The sequence below is a fragment of the Larkinella sp. VNQ87 genome (assembly GCF_049445795.1).
Taxonomy (GTDB): Bacteria; Bacteroidota; Bacteroidia; order Cytophagales; family Spirosomataceae; genus Larkinella.
On the sequence record NZ_JBMSDT010000008.1, the window covers coordinates 359690 to 377276 of the forward strand.

Here is a 17587-nt window from a genome sequence, read left to right on the forward strand (position 1 = left end):
ACGCGTCAGCCAACCGCCGGGCGGCCCCGTCATAACTCTTAATTCTTAACTCATAACTCATTTTTTAAACGCCCATTCCTTCTCTTCAATGGGTGATTGTTGTAGGCACTCATAAAGTTCGGAATCGGACCTAAAGCGCAGTTGATGAACCTGATAGGCTTCGATTTGGAGCGAGAAAGCCGGTTTTTCAAAGGGCCAGGGGTCAACGCTTACGGTTTGATCGGCCCGCTGGATGATGTAATACGAAATGCCATCCGGCCCCGGGCTGATTTCCAGCCGACGCTCGTTCTCGGGTAGTTTGCCCTGACACAAAATAAGCGACAGGGCGTCGCACCACTGGACAAAAGCATAGGCTTCGTCAACCTCTTTTTGCGCTACCCCAAGCTGCTTCATCCATACTTTCTGGTTCTGCTGTTGTTCATCCAGAAACCGGTCCAGCTCCGGGTTTTGCGTCCGCATGGGTTCGTACAGGAATGAAGCATGTTTGGACACCATCAGGGCATTCCAGCGGCTTTTTTCCAACGCGATTTCGACCATTCGCTTAGCCTGTGCTACCGAGTATTCCTCAATCCGGAAATCCATCGGCGCTCCGGCTTCGGTCAGGTGGTTTTTGCCTTTCCAGGGTTCCTGCCCGTCGTCGTGTTCGGTGAGGGCAACCAGCGTTTCGATCCAGCGTTTGGTTCGCCTTGTAGGGTTCCACTGGGCCGCAATCTTGACCGCCAGCAAGCCGTGAGCTTGTTGATGAATAATCTCCCAGCCGTAATCTTTGCTCGTAACAATCATTTTTTGTATTGGTCCTTTGGATAATACCAAAAATGCCACCCCGTTCGGAGCGGCATCATTGGCTGCATTTTATGTCTTGTTACCGGTTTTCGACCAGTTTGTTTTCGCCTTCTTTGTAGGTATCACCCGTCAGGGCGGCACGAGCCATTTCGAATAATCGCACCATTCGGCTTGAGGTAGAATCCCAGTATTCGGCCGTTTCGATATGCACTTTCAGAATGGACAGTTCCGGATCGTCTTTTCCTTCCGGAAACCAGGGCTTAGCCATCGGCGACCATATTTCTTCCAATTTGGCTCGATCGTGCAATTCCTGGGCAGAGCCACTAACGGAGACATAGGAAGCATCGGCCACATCCGCAAAAGCCACATTTACTTTGTAATTTTGGTCGATATGATCCAATTTGGGAGAACGCTCTTTGGTCAGAAACCACAGATTTCCTGCCTCATCTACCTGCATCACCGCCATCGGTCGGCTGACCAGATTGCCTTCTTCGTTCTGGGTGGTGAGCATCCCAATCCGAATGTCGGTAATCAGTTTGCTTACTTTCTCCATGTCCGCACTCTGTTGTTGCTTCGTTTCCATGATTCGTGGATTTAAGAGAACGACCGATTGCGTTTAGAGTTACCTAAAAGCAATCGGCCGTTCGGTTTGAAGATCTATGTACGGTGCCGATCCCCTAGTCGGGTCTTCATCGTTTGCCACATTTTTTCTGAACTGACACAGCGATTATAGCCAGGATAAAAAATGTTTCTGACACCTGAAATTCACAAATCAGTTGCGCACGTTTACAACGGCCCTCGGGGGTTCCGTTTTCTTTATGTCCGCACTCACGTTTCGCACCTCCACGCACTGACAGAATGTTCCGGTGGCCGATGGCCCGGCTGGCCGTCAAACCAGCACCGTTTTCACTTGATTGAATCAGCTTAATTATAGAGCATTTCCTGACGACCCAACGCGACAAACAAGGTGCGGGAGGTTTCCGACTCGCTCTCGGGCATCAGACTCATTTCAAGAATCGTCATGCAGGCCCGAATACACTGACGGCAGGCACTAGCAATCTGACAAGCCCGCTCGGCACTCATTCGCTCGCATTCTTCGGCGCATTTTTCACAAACTTCAATACAGGTTCGAGCCAGTAACCGGGTGTTTTCAGACCCCCGAACGTAAAGTACCGCCACTTGACGACAAAGATCCGAGCAGTCGAGACTTAAGAAAATACAGCGATACAGATCTTCAATATCCTGCTGCCGCGAGCATTCCGTAGCGTATTCATCACAAGACGTGGCGCAGGCTACCAGTGTATCATACACATTTTTTTTCCAGATCATGGCGGTAATTTTGTTGCTTGGGTTGGCTAAATAATTTCGTATCAGGTTAACTTATATTCTGTCAAGCACGGCTTGGAAACTCGACTCAGCCGTACGTTGCCTTGCCCAATTTCGGGCTTCGGCAATGCTCATCGAAATTACTTCCTTCTGGTTAGGGAGCCCCTGCTCCTGCAAGTGATTGGCAATCTCGATGGCCTTGGCCCGCACACTTGGCGTCAGCGAACGCATTGCAGCGGGAAAATGGGAGGAGTTCCATACCATATCCGTTCGTCGTCTGTTGATGTCAAGCTTAATGAGATAATTATGCCACTTTATGCACTTCTATTTTAGTCAATTGGATACAGCTAGATTCCACTAGTTACCAGATAATTACCGCTTACTATACCTTAAAAAATACAAGAATACTTTCCATACCTTCAGCCGTTCTGTAGAATTCGCATGCCCCATTGTGCAAAAAAATCTACACCAGTATTCAAAAAAACACCCGCCGGAAGCGGGTGTCAATCAGAATACAGCCAAGGGATTTTATCGGGGAAAGATCAGCCGGAAGGTCGTCCCTACGCCCTCTTGACTTTCGACTTCGATCGAGCCTCTGTGACTGTTGATAATATTTTGGGTAGTGGTCAGCCCGAGTCCCATACCACCCTGTTTTCCGGTAAAAAAAGGGTCAAAAAGACGCTTGCGGTTTTCTTCGGAAATTCCCGCACCATTGTCTTCCACACAGACCATCAGCGCCCGGTCACCAAACGGAACTGTTCTGACGTTCAGCCTTCCGGTATTCTCCTTCATGGCCTCTACTGCGTTGATCAGAATGTTTAGCAAAGCCGTTTTGAATTGCTCCTTGTCGAGCGGAACCGTGCTGTCTTCCTCCGTAAACTCGGTAATTAATTTCATGCCTTTTAACTGAAGTCGGTCGTTGACGAGATAGAGCGTTTCCCGAACGGCCTCATTCAGGCCATACGGTTTTAGCTCCAGTTCACGCGGTTTCGACGAATTCAGCATCTCGGTGATCAGCTGCCCGATCCGTTCGGCGTTTCGGCGAATGATATCGATGTATAACACCAGACCGGGGTCTTCGGGAGGCAGATCTTCCTTAAGTTGTTCGAGCGCCAGGTGGAGGTTGGTCAGCGGATTTCGCACCTCGTGGGCGATACTACGGGCGATCTGGCCGGTCATGCTCAATTTTTCGGCGATCAACAGATCCCGCTGGGCTTTTTTCTGCTGCGTCACATCCCGAACAATCGTCTGGTACCAGTTGACAACACCGTCCATGTCCGGAATGGCCACGACCGAAAGCAGGCAGTCGATTTTCCGCCGGTCTTTACTCACCAGCACCACTTCCGTATCTTTCACATGGACCGGGCCGTCGATCTGTTGCCGCAACCAGTCGTACAATTCGGCCTTATCGAACAGGTCACGCACCGTCATGCTCATCAGTTCCTCTTTCTGGTAACCGGTCAGATTTTCCAGCGAGGGATTGATTTCCTGAAACTCAAAATTCCGGTCCGTGATGAAAATGGCATCGATGGAGCGTTCGAACAGGGAACGGTATTTGGTTTCCTTTTCGGCCATTTCGCCCATAACCGTAGCCTGTCGAAGCGCATACCGAATGCTTCGGCCCAGCAGTTGAGCATCGATCCGACCTTTAACCAGGTAGTCGGCTGCACCGAGTTTCAGGGCTGAATAATCAACCTCCAGATCGTCCTGGCCGGTCAAGAGGATCATTGGTGTGCGGGAGCCCGCCAGAACCGCTTCCTGGATCAGTTCGATCCCGGTTCGTTCGCCAAGCCGGTAATCCACCAGATAGACATCATAGGCATTCTGGTGAATGCGTTCAAGAGCCGAATTAAAATCACTGACCCAGTCAAGGTGAATATTAGCATTGTCCCGAGTCGATATGAGTGACTTTGTCAAGACAAAATCGTCTTCGTCATCCTCAACCAAAAGTACTCGGATCAATTTCTCCGGTATGTCAGCGGGTTGAGTCATCAGGTAGGGAAACGGTGTCAATCCAGTATTTCTTTATGGTGTTGGTAATATCCAATAATGTACCAAAATCGAACGGTTTTGAAATATACGAACTAACGCCCAGGTCGTACGTTCGCAGGATATCTTCTTCAGCCGTTGATGTCGTAAGTACAACGATGGGGATTTGCCGGAATTGCTCATTGGCCTTGATTTCACGCAATGCCTGAATTCCATTTTTGCGGGGCATATTCAGATCTAGAATGATCAGACTAGGTCGGCTAACGGCCGTAAACCGTTCCCGCTGGTGAAGAAAATCCAGCAACTCTTCACCGTCTTCTACAAAGTATAATTCTGATTTCAGGTTACATTCCCGAAAGGCCTGTTCAAGTAATATACGATCATCGGCATCGTCATCCGCAATCAAAATGCTGGTATTAAAAGATCTGTTCGCCATCCGAATGGAAATAAGAATTGGTGTTCTAGAGCACAAAAATCATCACGGGGTTCCTTAATAACTGTTCTTCCATTCAGGTGTTTATCTGGTAAATAAGCATGTCACCCGGTTTTCACAGGATGAGTACAATATTCTACACGCAGTGACCGGTTTTTGAGGATGCAATCCTGCGCAGAATCTAGTACAACCATCTCATTATCAACCCAATAACCAAAACTATTTTCTCATTTAGCTGCTTTGGCACAGATTTTTTGCACGAATCTGTACACCAAGTTTATTCGTCCCATGAACAGACTGTTAGCCAAATGGCTCGTAGCACCCGCTCTTTTGGGTATTTTAATGAGTTCAAAGGTTGTAGCCCAAACTACCCCCCGAACGGGAATAAAAGGCGGTTTGAATGCCAGTACGCTGTATCTTGATAATGTCGAAGAGCGAAACGAACGAATCGGGTTTCATATCGGTGCCTTCACTCAAATTCCGGTAACCGGCTTTTTCGCGATTCAGCCGGAATTGCAATACAGTACAAAAGGTGTTTCAGCCGATTACAACCTGCTGGGTGCCAACGGCCGTAATTCCTTCAAATTGAACTATGTGGAGTTTCCGGTTCTGGCTACCTTCAAACTCGGCAACGCGGTCGATTTGCAGGCGGGTCCTTACGCAGCTTACCTGGTCAACTCCAAAGTAACTACCGAGGGTGATCTGGGATCCAACTATAGCAACATCAGTCGTGACAACTTTAATTCGTTCGATTTTGGAGTTGCAGGAGGATTAAATATCTACTTCGGAACTGTTTTGCTGGGATTGCGATATGGCCAGGGACTTCAACCAGTCGCTAACGACGGAGCAGCCCGCCTAGTGATGGGGAAAGCCAAAAATGCCACGGGCCAGGTTTCACTGGGCTTCACGATCAAATAAATGAAAAATGAACAATTAATAATGAACAAATGAGAAGACAATAGCCCCAATCTTTTCATTATTCATTATTAATTGTTCCTTAATTCAAAGATGAATATCGTAGGCTTTGAGCTTATTATAGAGCGTCTTCCGATCAATGTTGAGGACCTCGGCCGCCTTGGTTTTGTTGTATCCCGTTTTTTCCAGGACCTTGATAATCGCAGCCCGTTCCGCATTTTCTGAAACGGATTTTAGGTTATTGGCAGGGGTAACGGTCGAAACAGACGAAGCAGCATCTTCGCCCAGGTAAGTGGGTGAAATGATTTCGTAGGGTAAACAATCCAGGGTGACCACATCGCCCTGTGTCAGTAAAACAGCCCGTTTCACGACATTTTGAATTTCGCGCAGATTACCGTGCCAGTAGTACTCTTTTAGCTTTTCCTTGACTTCATCGTCAAAGCCCTGGACATCCTTTTCCAGTTGCTCATTGGCTAGTTCCAGAAAGTGTTCCGCAAAAAGCAAAATATCCGCTTTACGTTCCCGCAAGGGAGTCAGTTCAATCCGGAATTCATCCAGACGGTGGAAAATATCCTCCCGGAATCGACCCTGCCGAACGGCATCCCGCAGATCTTCATTCGTTGCCACCAGGATTCGAACATCAACGACGATATCCGTGTTGCTGCCTATTCGTCGAATTTTTCGTTCCTGCAAGACGCGCAGCAGCTTAATCTGGTTTTCGTAGGAAAGATTTCCGATTTCGTCCAGAAAAAGCGTTCCGCCATTGGCATACTCGAAGCTTCCTATCTTGTCGGACAGCGCCCCCGTAAAAGAGCCTTTTACATGCCCGAACAATTCACTGCCAGCCAGTTCTTTGGATAAAGCCCCACAATCGATGGCAACAAAGGGTTTAGTGGCCCGCTTGCTCTTCTGATGAATGGCATTGGCGACGAACTCTTTTCCCGTGCCGGTTTCGCCGGTAATGATAACCGACATGTTCGTAGGAGCAATCAGTTCGATGTGTTTCTGGAGCATTTCGGCCGCCCGGCTTTTTCCGAAGATAAAGCGCTTGCCCCCCGCCATAACGGCCCCGGTTTTAGCCGTACGGGTGACCGATTTTGGCGGACTTACTACCGTAGCTTCCTCATCGTCTTCGTCAGAACCTGAAACCGCCACCGACCCGCTTTCAATTCGCTGGCTACGCCGGTCGAGGGCACTTTTAATCGTATACAGGATTTCGTCAGGATACAGTGGCTTGGTTACATAATCATATGCACCGTGTTTCACCGTCTGAACGGCCATTCGAACATCGGAATACCCGGTAATGATGATGACCGCCGTGGTGGGATCAAGAATTTTAATACGACGCAACATCTCAAGGCCATCGACATCCGGCAGCTTGAAATCGCAGATGACCAGTTCGAACGGATCTTTTCGCAGCAGCGTTAAGGCGTCATCTCCTCGTTGAACAGAAGCCGTCTTATATCCTTGTTTTGACAAAAAGCGTTCTAAAAGCAGGCATATATCCGTATTGTCGTCAACGATTAAGATTCTTTCCATAGAGGGACAGTTACAGTGTCCTGTTTACTAATTAAAGGATAAAGTTAACTAAACTTGGATATATTGTAAAGCTTGTTCGATGGTGTTCCGGTTAAAAGGTTTGCCGATAAAATAATCGGCCCCCTCCTGCAAGGCTCGCTTGCGTTCGGCAATTCCATCAAACGCACTGATCATGATTACCTTGGTATCAGGTTCGCTCAGGCGGATGTGCGACAGAAGTTCAAAGCCGACTCCATCGGGTAAACTTAAATCCAGAAATACGGCGTCATACGATTGCTGAGCAAGTCGCTGACGGCCTTCTTCCAGAAAATTGGCACAGGTTGGCTGGTAACCTAATCGCTTTAATAAACCGGACAGTAAAAGACAAATATCCGCTTCGTCGTCTACGATGAGTACTTTTTTCGTATTCGTCATATTTGATATCACCGGCTTGAACTGACTTCCGGTTTGCCAGCTCCTCATTCTCTCCACGATTTTTTGTTGTTTTTCATTGGACACACTTTATCTACCTCTCAATTGATAGATAATAATGTGCCTAACTCTGATGGGAAGGAATTTACCTGGAATAATTCCGGATTCTGACCTCATTTGACCCTTTATATATTAAAATAATACAGAAATGCGCCGTTTAGAACTCAGGTAAAAGCAGTTTCCTTTCCGGGAAAGGGCGGTATTTTTCTACACAAATTTCTACACTTGTAGAGATTTTTCTACAGCTCACAGAAATTAATTTTGTTCATACGTATTATCATTTTGTCCTTTTTCAAGGAAAGTTGCTAAGAAGGCCATTATTATTGTATTTTTCAAAGCCACAATAGCGACTTTCGGACTTTTGGCATAACATTTTCTGATAAGAGAGCAGAATCAGCCGCTGGTTGAACAGCAAAAACTAACGTTCCGTATGGGAAACTTACTCTATACTGTTGCGGTAATACTCATAATCATCTGGGCGTTGGGTTTCTTTGGTATTTTAGGTACCGGGCTAGCAGGCAGCAATCTGATTCACATACTACTTGTCATTGCCATCATCGCCATTCTCCTTCGGGTAATTCGCGGTAGGGGCGTCTGACATCATTCAAGTTGACACATCATTTAAAAAAGCCGTTGCGGTTCGAATTTCGCAACAAACGATATAATCGCTGCTTAACGCTATTCTAGCGATACGTTTAGGTTTAGGTGGTTTCATTTTAGGTTAAGTACAAGTTACGGTGGGTACGGAATCCCTGCATCAAATTTGAGTGCAGGGATTTTTTGTTTTATACTTAGCAACCATCATCGCACAGCCAATCCGAATAGCTGTTGAATTTGGTATGAAATTTCCGGTTGGTTCTACACTTTGTAGAAAATGTTCCTCGCTTCTGCCGCACAGACTTGCAGGCATTCAACTAAAAATTTGGCCTTTAGTTGTTGAAAATAAGCAAGTTATATAATTCAAATCTCCTCCCAAACGCATCTGGTACGGAATTTTCTACCATACTGCATGTTATCCGCCGTGAGCGGTTATTATTCACTCAAACCGTTTGAAACGCTATGAAATCGAATTTCAGTGGCCTGCTAGTTGCGATTTTGACGGGTGCCGCCGTTGGCTTGTTATTGGCACCGCGCAGTGGAAAAGACACGCGCAAAAAAATCTCGAATGACTCGGATAAGTTTCTGAAAGATTTACAGGATACTATTACCAATGGCTTTAACAGTATTCGGAGTCAGTATGAAAATACCAAAGACAACTTGACTTCGAAGTATAACGACGCTGTTGATACCGTAGCTTCCCGGTCAAAAAATGCAATTGAACGGGCTGAGCGGAATTCTAATTATTAATTTAATACATTTGCTACTTTCACGAGTCGCAAACTTAAATCAGAGAACACGATGAGAAGTTCAAGAGATTTTTTGTTAGGGTTTATCACCGGCGTAGTTGCCGGGATTTTAACGGCCCCAAAAAGCGGTCAGGAAAGCCGTAAATGGATTCAGGATGAAGCTGACAAGCGCACGAAAGACCTGCAGGACCAGTGGAATAAAGGTGTAGACCAGGTTAAAACTCAGGTTGACCAGATTAAATCGCAGGTCAACCAGTGGAGCAGTAAATTGCAAGGCGAAGGTGCCAACCAAAAAGACTCATTTAACAATCAGGTTGAAAACGTGGCTGACAAGGCTCACTCCGGAGTAGAGTCGGCTAAACAGTCGCTTAAAGTTGACTAATTCAGTCAGGTTATAAAAGCTTCGGCTTGTTCCCTATTAGCTTACTCAACGTTATGAACAATGGGCGAAACGTCTGAATGACGTTTCGCTTTTTTATAAGCTGACTTCAACAAAACAAAATTTTAGCAAGAGGAGGTTCGCAATTTTGGTTTATGGTGTCATAAACAAAAACCGCATTAGACGCCTTCCAGAGCCTCTTTCCAGCTATTTTGATAAAAAAAGAACTCATTAAATAAATAACTAAGTAGTTTTCTTTGTTTTTTTTGTAAAAAATTTGATGTTCATGCTGTAAACAACTGTTATATTTGCATATTGATTGTAAATTGAAGATTGCAACTTATAAACCTGACCTATTCAGGTTCTTGACAAAGGCAGCCTAAGCCTGAACGGGCGGCTGTTTTTAAATGGTGTGGATATAGTCGGAAAGCTATTCGGGCCGTCTCGAATAGCTTTTTTGTTTTAGGCCGGTTCGACATTTACCGCTTTTTAACCGCCTTTCACCTCTTTTTAACTCGCATTTAATGCCGGTTTAATCCAATTGACCTAGTTTTGTAGTGTTAAATTTTCCACTGTAAGTCAGCTAGTATCTTACAAAAGGGAGGTTGAACATCAAAGCAGATGCTCTCATCGGCTTTGAATGGTGTGGATAGGATGAAAAAAGCTACCTGAAGCTAAATTTCGGGTAGCTTTTTTGTTTTATTGCGTCCATTACTATAACTACACGGTGTATAATCCCCGCTCCGGCACGCTTGTCAAAACGGTATGAAAATTCTGGTAGTTGAAGACGAACCCAAACTGGCTTCCTTCGTAAAGAAAGGTCTCGAAGAACAATCGTTCGAAGTCGATATTGCTTATGATGGTCAGATTGGCCGTAACCTGGCTCTGAGTAGCAGTTACGACGTTATTGTGCTGGACGTCAATGTCCCGAAAATGAATGGATATGATCTGGCCAAATCCCTGCGTCAGGAAAATATCAAGACACCTATTCTGATGTTGACTGCCATGGGGTCGCTTGATAACAAAGTGGCCGGTTTTGAGGCCGGTGCCGACGACTACCTGGTGAAACCGTTCGAGTTTCGTGAATTACTGGCCCGCCTGCGGGCTCTGAGCAAACGCGTAATCGACATCAGTCAGCGCTCAAACCTGCTGAAAGTAGCTGACCTGGAACTTGACCTGAACGAGAAGATTGCCCGTCGGGGCGGAAAACGTATAGAGCTGACCGCTAAAGAATTTGCCCTCCTCGAGTATCTGATGCGAAACCGCAGCCGGGTCGTTTCCCGCATTGATATCGCTGAAAAGGTATGGGATATTCACTTTGATACGGGCACCAATGTCATTGATGTGTATGTTAACTTCCTGCGTAAAAAAATAGACAAAGACTTTCCGGTTAAGCTAATCCATACCGTTATCGGAATGGGTTATATGTTGAAAGAAGAATGAACATTCGGGCTCGTCTGACTGTCCTTTTTGCCTTGCTGGTGGGATCCATTCTCCTGCTCTTTTCGCTCTCGATCTACTATTTATTCGATCAGTACCGGGAGCGGGAGTTTTATGAGCGGCTCCACCAGAATGCCTTTGCCACGGCAAAAGTGCTCGAGAACGTGGAAGAAGGCGGTATAACCGAGCCTATGCTCCAGCAGATTGAGTCGAACTACATGTCGTTTTACAAAGGGCATGTGACGATTTATCTGCCCAATAACCGTATTCTGCACTCCACCGATTCGAAACGGGAGGGCGTTTCCACGCAGTTTCTCGAGCAAGTCCGCAGTGGGAAGGAAATCTTCCGACGCAATGGGGAGATCGAGATGCTGGGGGTTCCGTATACCGATAATCATCGACGAATACTCGTTGTGGTGGCAACGGCCATCGATCGCTATGGGTTTACGAAGCTTGAATGGTTACGAGACATCCTGGTCATAAGCTGGCTGGTCAGCATGGGCATCGTGCTGTTGGCTGGTTGGTTGTTTGCCAGTGATGCGTTGCGGCCGGTTTCGGACATTATCGATCAGGTCAACGACATTTCGGCAACCAACATCAATGCGCGGTTGCGCATCGGACGCGCCAAAGACGAACTGGCCAAACTGGCAATGACCTTCAATGCGATGCTTGACCGGCTGGAAAAAGCCTTTGTCCTCCAGAAAAATTTTGTTTCTCATGCTTCGCACGAACTCCGGACTCCCCTAACTGTGATGATGGGCCAGGTGGACGTCGCCCTCATGCAGCCCCGCAACGTAAATGAATACAAACAGGCATTGGAAAGTGTGCTGGAAGAAGGCCGGAAAATGAACAAACTCGTCGATGGCCTGCTCGAACTGGCCCGGGTCAGTGCCGATGCGGCAACGCTTTCCTTCAAACCGATTCGCATCGATGAAGTGCTTTGGCAGGGTCGAAGCCGGGTTTTGCAGAAAAATCCGGCCTACCGCATTGACATCCAATACAAAAAACTTCCCGGCTCCGAAGAAGAGCTGATTGTGCTGGGTGAAGAATCCCTGCTGCAAATGGCCTTTCAGAATTTGATGGAAAACGGCTGTAAATATTCGCAGGATCACCACATAACCGTTACGCTCAACGCCGAGAACGATTTTGTTCAACTGACCTTTATCGACCAAGGTTACGGCATTCCAACCGAAGACCTCCCCCATCTGTTTGAACCTTTCTTCCGCTCAGAAACCACCTCCGGTATTGTCGGGCACGGTATTGGCCTGGCCCTGACGCACCGGATTCTTACGATTCACCGGGGTCAGATCGACGTCCGGTCGACCGTCGGAACCGGCACCACCGTGGATGTTTTAATCCCGATTCGAAAACCGGTTTTAGCCGAAAAACCGCTCGCCTTCGAATTGGATGATTGAGCCAGTTAGGCAATTTAACGCGTTTTTAACGCTCCATTAATTCACTTTTAACGGTTTTGCGGCACTTTTGATTCTAAAGTTTCAGTAACGAGACATGGAATCAGTTGTGTTGATCGGTACGGCCCTTTGTAGCCCCGGAGTCTTTCTCTTTCGGGGCCAGACGAAGTACTATTTCAGCCTCTTTCTCCATTTTTTGTTGATCGTTACCGCTTCTTCCTGGGCCTTTCGGGCGTTATCGACGGGGAGTGTCATGCAATTTAATCTGCTCGAACAGGTGGATGGATTTCTTCCAGTCAGTATCGACAGTTTATCGGCTCTATTCCTGGCCCTAATTAGCCTGACCTTCCTGACAAGTGTACTGTACGCCAACGGCTATCTGAAACTCTACCGGCGAACACGAACCAACCGCCAGCTTTCGTTTCACCACCTGGCCCTGCTTTGGCTGCACGTGGCACTGTTGCTTGTCAGTTCGCTCCGGGGTGGCTGGGCTTTCCTGATTGCCTGCGAACTTATGGTATTATCAGCCTTTATCCTAGTCGTTTTTGAAGGGGAACGAAAAGAAGTGCTCCGTATCGGCCTGATGTACCTGGGCCATATGCAGATCGGCATTGCCATGATCCTGGCGGTTTTTCTACTGACGCAAACCGACCGGGCCGCTTTCGGCTTCGATGGTCTGAGTGCTTATTTCGATCAGCATACGGCACTGCCGGTTTTTGCGTTGCTTTTTGCCGGATTCGCCATTCAGGCCGGTCTGGTTCCTTTCCACACCTGGCTACCAACGGCGCATCTGGCGGCCCCCTCGCACGTTTCAGGTCTGATGTCGGGCGTTCTAATTCAGATGGGGATGTACGGAATTTTGCGCTCGTTAACTTACCTCCACTCCGACTTAGCAACTATCGGGTTACTGATACTACTCGTTTCCCTCGGATCAGGCCTGGTTGGAATCCGTTACGCGTTTGTTCATCAGGATATTAAAAAAATACTAGCCTACAACAGTATCGCCAGCACCGGGCTGATTGGCATCGGTATCGGCACCGGACTGCTAGGCATCGCTTACCACCTCCCGGTCCTGGCGGCTTTGGGATTTACGGGCAGTATCCTGCACCTCATCAACCATTCGCTGGCTAAATCGCTGCTTTTTTACAGCCTTGGGTCCATCTACCGGTCGGTACACACGCGCCACACCGACCAACTGGGCGGTTTGATAAAGACCATGCCTAAGACCTCCACTGCGTTTTTGCTGGGTACGCTCGTCATGAGCGGACTACCCCCTTTCAGCGGTTTTCTGTCCGAATTCATGATCTATCTCGGGATTTTTAGTGGTCTGAATGCCGAAACCGATTGGGTTCGTCTGGTACTTCTGGCGGTTTTGCCAGCCCTGCTGGCGATGAGCGGGTTAAACGTGTATGGATTGTGGAAAACCTTCAAAACCGCTTTTCTGACCAGCCCCCGCTCCGAAGCCGCAGCGAAAGCCGTGGAAATCAGCGATGATATGATTATACCGAAAGCGCTGGTGGCCAGTGGATTACTCATCATTGGTGTGTTGCCTATGCTGTTCATCCGGTTGTCCAGTCAGGTTACCGCTTTGTATGTCAGCGACCTGAAACCGATCGGTAACGTTTCACACACCTTTGCCTATACCAGTCTGTTTGAAGGTATCCTTTTCAGCCTGGTTGCGCTGGCCGTCTGGAGTCACCCGCAGTCATCCCAATTTAGTGCGGTCAAGGCTCCAGCTAAAGTACCTTTTCAAGAGACTGAGCCGGAGACAGGCACTCGCAAGCACCAGGACAAAACCCGCTGGGTCGATTTCCTCCACGGGCTGCTCCTGTCATTTTTGGGATCGCAATAACTTCTTTTTTCTGTATTCATTTAGGTTAGGAAGCTCCGTCCGGTCAGTCGACCGGACGGACTTGAGTAGCATTATGTCAGAATCGCTAGCAAATTGGCGGGCGAATAATTGACATTTTTCAGCGTTTTGTTATCCGCCGTCCGGTACACGAGGTATTTACCATCCGATTCAACGTAATGACATTCAACGCCTTTGGCTTGATAATGCGTCACAGTGGCTTCGGCTTCTTCCACCGTCAGACAAGCTTTGCTCAGGTTAGAGCGCTGTACCTCATCGAACAGCATCTTGAATTTTTCGCCTAGTCCAAATTCCAGAATGGCCCCGGCCAAGACGTATTGCAGGTCACAAAGCGCATCGGCCACTTCAACAATGTCTTTTTCCAGAATAGCCACTTCGAGTTCTTTCAACTCTTCGGCCAGCAGCGCCACCCGAAGCTGGCAGCGGGTTTCGGCCGGAATCTGGGGTTGTTCCAGAACGGGGTGATGAAAGGTCCGATGAAATTCGGCAACGGCATTTAATGAGTCAGGTGTCTGCACGGTGATTTCGATGATTTGTAACTATGATTACAGTGATTGGAGTGATGGGTATGATAAAGCGGTTTTCGTTTAAATGAAAAAAGCTCAGGAAGAATCTTCAGACATCAACTCTCCGTTTTTTTTTGTTTTCATCATTTTCATCATTAAAATCACCGTAATCTCAGTCAGAAGTTATTTTTAAACAGTTTAATAGCAATGGCAAGCAAGATAATGCCGAATACTTTCCGCAGTATGTTAGTACCGCCCGGCCCCAGGCGATTTTCAATCCACTGCGACGATTTCAATACGATGTAAATCAGCACCAGGTTGATTCCGATGCCAACCAGAATGTTGGTAGTCGCGTACTCGGCTTTCAGCGACAGAATGGTGGTCATGGTTCCGGCACCGGCGATGAGCGGAAAGGCAATCGGGACGATGTGGGCGGCACCGGTTCCATGATCGTCGGCCTTGAAAATGTTCCGTCCCAGAATCATTTCCAGTCCCAACAAAAAAATAATGAGCGCCCCGGCGACGGCAAACGACGACACATCAACCCCAAACAACTTCAGAATCGATTCACCGACGTACAAAAACGCCACCATCAGCATCCCGGACGCCAGCGTTGCCTTCTCCGATTCAATCTTGCCGACCTTCTTCCGCAGGTCAATAATCACCGGCAGCGAACCGATCACGTCGATCACCGAAAACAGGATGAGCGTCACCGATATGATTTCCTTGAAATTCATTTTACGTACCCACGGGCTTTAGCCCGTGTGAGATTCTTGAACTAATCAGTAGTTAGTATCAACTTCAAGGTTTTTACGGCTCACACGGACTAAAGCCCGTGGGTACGTAAAAACGCTTTCAGCGTCTCGATCTCCCACTCCTCAATGGCCGGGAAGTTGGCAATCCGGAAAGTCGTTGATTTCCAGTTGCCGTAGCCGTTGCCAAGCGTAATGCCGGTTTTCTGCGCATCGGTTTTCACGGCCCGGATGGCGTCCTCACTCCCTTTGACGGCAATGACGGTGTCCGACCGCAATTCCGGTTGTTCAATCAGCAGCGGCCAGGCGGTTTCCTCCGCGATAAACCGGTACCACTCAGCAGCCCGTTGCCGAATCAGCGCATCCACCTCGGCAATCGGCGGCACCTGCTCCAACACCCGCATCAGCAGGTAAATTCCCAACCCATTCGGCGTAAACGGCGTTTGGTACTTCGCGATATTTTCGTGGATGAACAACAGACTGTTGTAAAACTGCCGGTCGTTGATGATTTCGGCCTGTTTCAGCGCGTTGGGCGAATAAATCAGGACCGCCAGTCCCGCCGGAAGGCCCAGGCACTTCTGCACCGAGGCAAACCAGACATCGGCCAGCGTCCAGTCGAACACCAAACCGCCCAGCGACGAAACCGCATCCACGGCAATCAGCCCCGTAAACTCCCGCCGGAACTTCGCCAGCGTCTCCATCCGAACCTGCGTGCCGTTCGAGGTTTCGTTCTGCACCACGCACAAGACATCGGCTTCGCCGGGCAGAATCATCGGTCTGATGCGGTGCGCGTAGTCCATCCACTTCTTCCCGAACGCGCCCCCGTGCGGGTGCAGGCTCGTGGTCACTGTCATCGATTGCGCCACAATTTCCCAGCATTCCGTAGCCGACGACACGAACGCAATGTGGTAATCAACCGGAATCGCCAGCTTTTCGTGCAACAGCCGCAGCGTTTCCTGCACAATGTCCATAAATCCTGCGCTGCGGTGGTTCAGGCTCACCACGCCCGACCGAACGGCCTCCCGCGCGTAATCGGCCACCTGCGGGTACACTTTCGACGGACCGGGGTAAAACGTAATCATGCCCAACCGACGGTTTTAGTTTTCCAGACTAACCAAATACCGGACGGCCAGTTCGTAGCCCATCAGTCCCAGCCCCACAATCACCCCTTTGCACTTGGCCGATAAATAGCTGTGGTGCCGGAATGCTTCGCGGGCGTGGACGTTGGAAATATGCACTTCAACGGTTGGGGCCGTTACGGCTGAAAGCGCGTCGGCAATGGCAATGGAGGTATGCGTGTAGGCACCGGCGTTAATTACAATTCCGTCGACCGTAAAGCCCAGTTCGTGAATTTTGTCAATCAATTCGCCTTCGTGGTTCGACTGGAAATACCGGATTTGCACATCCGGAAACGCCTGCTCAACGGTTTCCAGGTAATCGACAAAGGTCCGGCTGCCGTAAATGTGCGGTTCCCGCTTGCCCAGCAGGTTCAGGTTTGGGCCGTTCAGGATCAGGATTTGTTTCATGGATCTTAATGGGTGTTGCAGATTGCCGGATTAACCCGTACTTCGCGATTGAAATCCGAAAATCGTATACAACGCTGTGTGGCAAAGTTACATCAACGCTTTTAAAAACTACCTGAAACTGGAACGTTCGCTGGCCGAAAATTCCGTTGAAGCTTATCTGCGGGACGTCAACACGTTGCGCGAATTTCTGGAACTATCGGCCGAGCCGGTTTCGCCGACGCAGGTCACGGAAGCCCATCTGTTCGATTATCTGGGTTACCTGACCGACCTCGGCCTCTCGGCCACCTCCCAGGCCCGGTTTTTATCTGGTCTGAAAGCCTTTTACAAGTTTTTGTTGCTGGAAAACGAAATCCAGACCGATCCGACGCAACTGATCGAAGGCCCCAAACTGAGCCGGAAGCTGCCCGATACGCTCAGCTTTCCCGAAATCGAAGCCCTTCTGAGCGCCATCGATCTGTCGACACCCGGCGGCACCCGCGACCGTGCTATGCTCGAAATGCTGTACAGTTCAGGCCTGCGGGTATCGGAGTTACTCGACCTTCGGTTAACCAGTTGTTACTTTGAAGTCGGTTTTCTGCGCATCACCGGTAAAGGGAATAAAATGCGCCTGGTGCCGATTGGGAAAGACGCTATTAAATACACCACGATTTACCTCGACCACGTTCGGAGTCAGCTCGACATTCAGAAAGACGCTGAGGACACGGTTTTTTTGAACCTGCGCGGGGGCACACTCTCGCGGGTATCGGTTTTCAAAACGATCAAAAAACTGGCGCTCGAAGCCGGTATTCAAAAAGAAATCAGCCCGCACACTTTCCGGCATTCGTTTGCAACGCACCTCATCGAAGGCGGAGCCGACCTACGGGCGGTGCAGCAAATGCTCGGGCATGAGTCGATTACGAC

General features: G+C 48.6%; 20 protein-coding genes. 8 read left to right on the forward strand and 12 right to left on the reverse strand.

Going from position 1 to position 17587, the window contains the following annotated elements; genetic code table 11:
• Window positions 1–57: 57 nt before the first annotated feature.
• The 6 genes from ACO2Q8_RS16190 to ACO2Q8_RS16215 all read right to left on the reverse strand — a co-directional run bounded on the left by ACO2Q8_RS16190 (window position 58) and on the right by ACO2Q8_RS16215 (window position 4534).
• A complete protein-coding gene (locus tag ACO2Q8_RS16190) occupies window positions 58–783 on the reverse strand; it encodes a DUF3891 family protein (protein WP_423345875.1) in 726 nt (241 codons plus the stop codon).
• 79 nt (window positions 784–862) lie between these two features.
• Window positions 863–1366: a pyridoxamine 5'-phosphate oxidase family protein gene (locus ACO2Q8_RS16195; protein WP_423345876.1), complete on the reverse strand. Its 504-nt coding sequence runs from the start codon at window positions 1364–1366 to the stop codon at window positions 863–865.
• 341 nt (window positions 1367–1707) lie between these two features.
• The gene (locus ACO2Q8_RS16200; RefSeq protein WP_423345877.1) at window positions 1708–2112 is read right to left on the reverse strand and encodes a four-helix bundle copper-binding protein; all 405 of its coding nucleotides are present in this window, start codon (window positions 2110–2112) and stop codon (window positions 1708–1710) included.
• 51 nt (window positions 2113–2163) lie between these two features.
• Window positions 2164–2340 carry a hypothetical protein gene (locus ACO2Q8_RS16205; protein ID WP_423345878.1) on the reverse strand — a complete coding sequence of 59 codons (177 nt, stop codon included), beginning with the start codon at window positions 2338–2340 and terminating at the stop codon, window positions 2164–2166.
• A gap of 297 nt (window positions 2341–2637) precedes the next feature.
• The gene (locus ACO2Q8_RS16210) at window positions 2638–4101 is read right to left on the reverse strand and encodes a PAS domain S-box protein (RefSeq protein WP_423345879.1); all 1464 of its coding nucleotides are present in this window, start codon (window positions 4099–4101) and stop codon (window positions 2638–2640) included.
• Window positions 4085–4534: a response regulator gene (locus ACO2Q8_RS16215; protein ID WP_423345880.1), complete on the reverse strand. Its 450-nt coding sequence runs from the start codon at window positions 4532–4534 to the stop codon at window positions 4085–4087. The genes ACO2Q8_RS16210 and ACO2Q8_RS16215 overlap by 17 nt, the downstream gene beginning before the upstream one ends.
• 285 nt (window positions 4535–4819) lie before the next feature.
• On the opposite strand from ACO2Q8_RS16215, the gene ACO2Q8_RS16220 reads away from it, so the two are divergent.
• Entirely contained in the window at window positions 4820–5449 is a 630-nt protein-coding gene (locus ACO2Q8_RS16220) for a porin family protein (protein WP_423345881.1), read from the forward strand.
• An 84-nt stretch (window positions 5450–5533) separates the two neighbouring features.
• Here the strand turns inward: ACO2Q8_RS16220 and ACO2Q8_RS16225 are convergent, their stop codons facing one another.
• Window positions 5534–6985 carry a sigma-54-dependent transcriptional regulator gene (locus tag ACO2Q8_RS16225; protein ID WP_423345882.1) on the reverse strand — a complete coding sequence of 484 codons (1452 nt, stop codon included), beginning with the start codon at window positions 6983–6985 and terminating at the stop codon, window positions 5534–5536.
• Between the two features lie 48 nt (window positions 6986–7033).
• Window positions 7034–7483 carry a response regulator gene (locus ACO2Q8_RS16230; protein WP_423345883.1) on the reverse strand — a complete coding sequence of 150 codons (450 nt, stop codon included), beginning with the start codon at window positions 7481–7483 and terminating at the stop codon, window positions 7034–7036.
• Window positions 7484–7886: 403 nt separating this feature from the next.
• Between ACO2Q8_RS16230 and ACO2Q8_RS16235 the strand changes: the two genes are divergently transcribed.
• The 6 genes from ACO2Q8_RS16235 to ACO2Q8_RS16260 all read left to right on the forward strand — a co-directional run bounded on the left by ACO2Q8_RS16235 (window position 7887) and on the right by ACO2Q8_RS16260 (window position 13885).
• Window positions 7887–8054 carry a lmo0937 family membrane protein gene (locus tag ACO2Q8_RS16235; RefSeq protein WP_423345884.1) on the forward strand — a complete coding sequence of 56 codons (168 nt, stop codon included), beginning with the start codon at window positions 7887–7889 and terminating at the stop codon, window positions 8052–8054.
• Between the two features lie 461 nt (window positions 8055–8515).
• Complete coding sequence (locus ACO2Q8_RS16240; RefSeq protein ID WP_423345885.1) at window positions 8516–8803, forward strand: YtxH domain-containing protein; 288 nt, start codon at window positions 8516–8518, stop codon at window positions 8801–8803.
• A 51-nt stretch (window positions 8804–8854) separates the two neighbouring features.
• Window positions 8855–9184 carry a YtxH domain-containing protein gene (locus ACO2Q8_RS16245; RefSeq protein WP_423345886.1) on the forward strand — a complete coding sequence of 110 codons (330 nt, stop codon included), beginning with the start codon at window positions 8855–8857 and terminating at the stop codon, window positions 9182–9184.
• 762 nt (window positions 9185–9946) lie between these two features.
• Window positions 9947–10624 carry a response regulator gene (locus tag ACO2Q8_RS16250; protein ID WP_423345887.1) on the forward strand — a complete coding sequence of 226 codons (678 nt, stop codon included), beginning with the start codon at window positions 9947–9949 and terminating at the stop codon, window positions 10622–10624.
• Window positions 10621–12036, forward strand: a complete 1416-nt coding sequence (locus ACO2Q8_RS16255; RefSeq protein ID WP_423345888.1) for an ATP-binding protein — start codon at window positions 10621–10623, stop codon at window positions 12034–12036. Before ACO2Q8_RS16250 ends, ACO2Q8_RS16255 begins: the two co-directional genes overlap by 4 nt.
• 94 nt (window positions 12037–12130) lie before the next feature.
• Window positions 12131–13885, forward strand: coding sequence for a proton-conducting transporter membrane subunit (locus tag ACO2Q8_RS16260; RefSeq protein ID WP_423345889.1), 1755 nt, complete (start codon window positions 12131–12133; stop codon window positions 13883–13885).
• A gap of 71 nt (window positions 13886–13956) precedes the next feature.
• Here the strand turns inward: ACO2Q8_RS16260 and ACO2Q8_RS16265 are convergent, their stop codons facing one another.
• The 4 genes from ACO2Q8_RS16265 to aroQ all read right to left on the reverse strand — a co-directional run bounded on the left by ACO2Q8_RS16265 (window position 13957) and on the right by aroQ (window position 16687).
• Complete coding sequence (locus ACO2Q8_RS16265; protein ID WP_423345890.1) at window positions 13957–14421, reverse strand: hypothetical protein; 465 nt, start codon at window positions 14419–14421, stop codon at window positions 13957–13959.
• Window positions 14422–14585: 164 nt separating this feature from the next.
• Window positions 14586–15146, reverse strand: a complete 561-nt coding sequence (locus ACO2Q8_RS16270) for a MarC family protein (RefSeq protein ID WP_423345891.1) — start codon at window positions 15144–15146, stop codon at window positions 14586–14588.
• Window positions 15147–15235: 89 nt separating this feature from the next.
• Window positions 15236–16243 (reverse strand): aminotransferase class V-fold PLP-dependent enzyme, encoded by a 1008-nt coding sequence (locus ACO2Q8_RS16275; RefSeq protein WP_423345892.1) that lies wholly within the window; start codon window positions 16241–16243, stop codon window positions 15236–15238.
• Window positions 16244–16258: 15 nt separating this feature from the next.
• The gene (gene aroQ, locus ACO2Q8_RS16280) at window positions 16259–16687 is read right to left on the reverse strand and encodes a type II 3-dehydroquinate dehydratase (protein ID WP_423345893.1); all 429 of its coding nucleotides are present in this window, start codon (window positions 16685–16687) and stop codon (window positions 16259–16261) included.
• A gap of 76 nt (window positions 16688–16763) precedes the next feature.
• Between aroQ and ACO2Q8_RS16285 the strand changes: the two genes are divergently transcribed.
• The coding region (locus tag ACO2Q8_RS16285; RefSeq protein ID WP_423345894.1) for a site-specific tyrosine recombinase at window positions 16764–17587 on the forward strand (824 nt) is incomplete at its 3' end.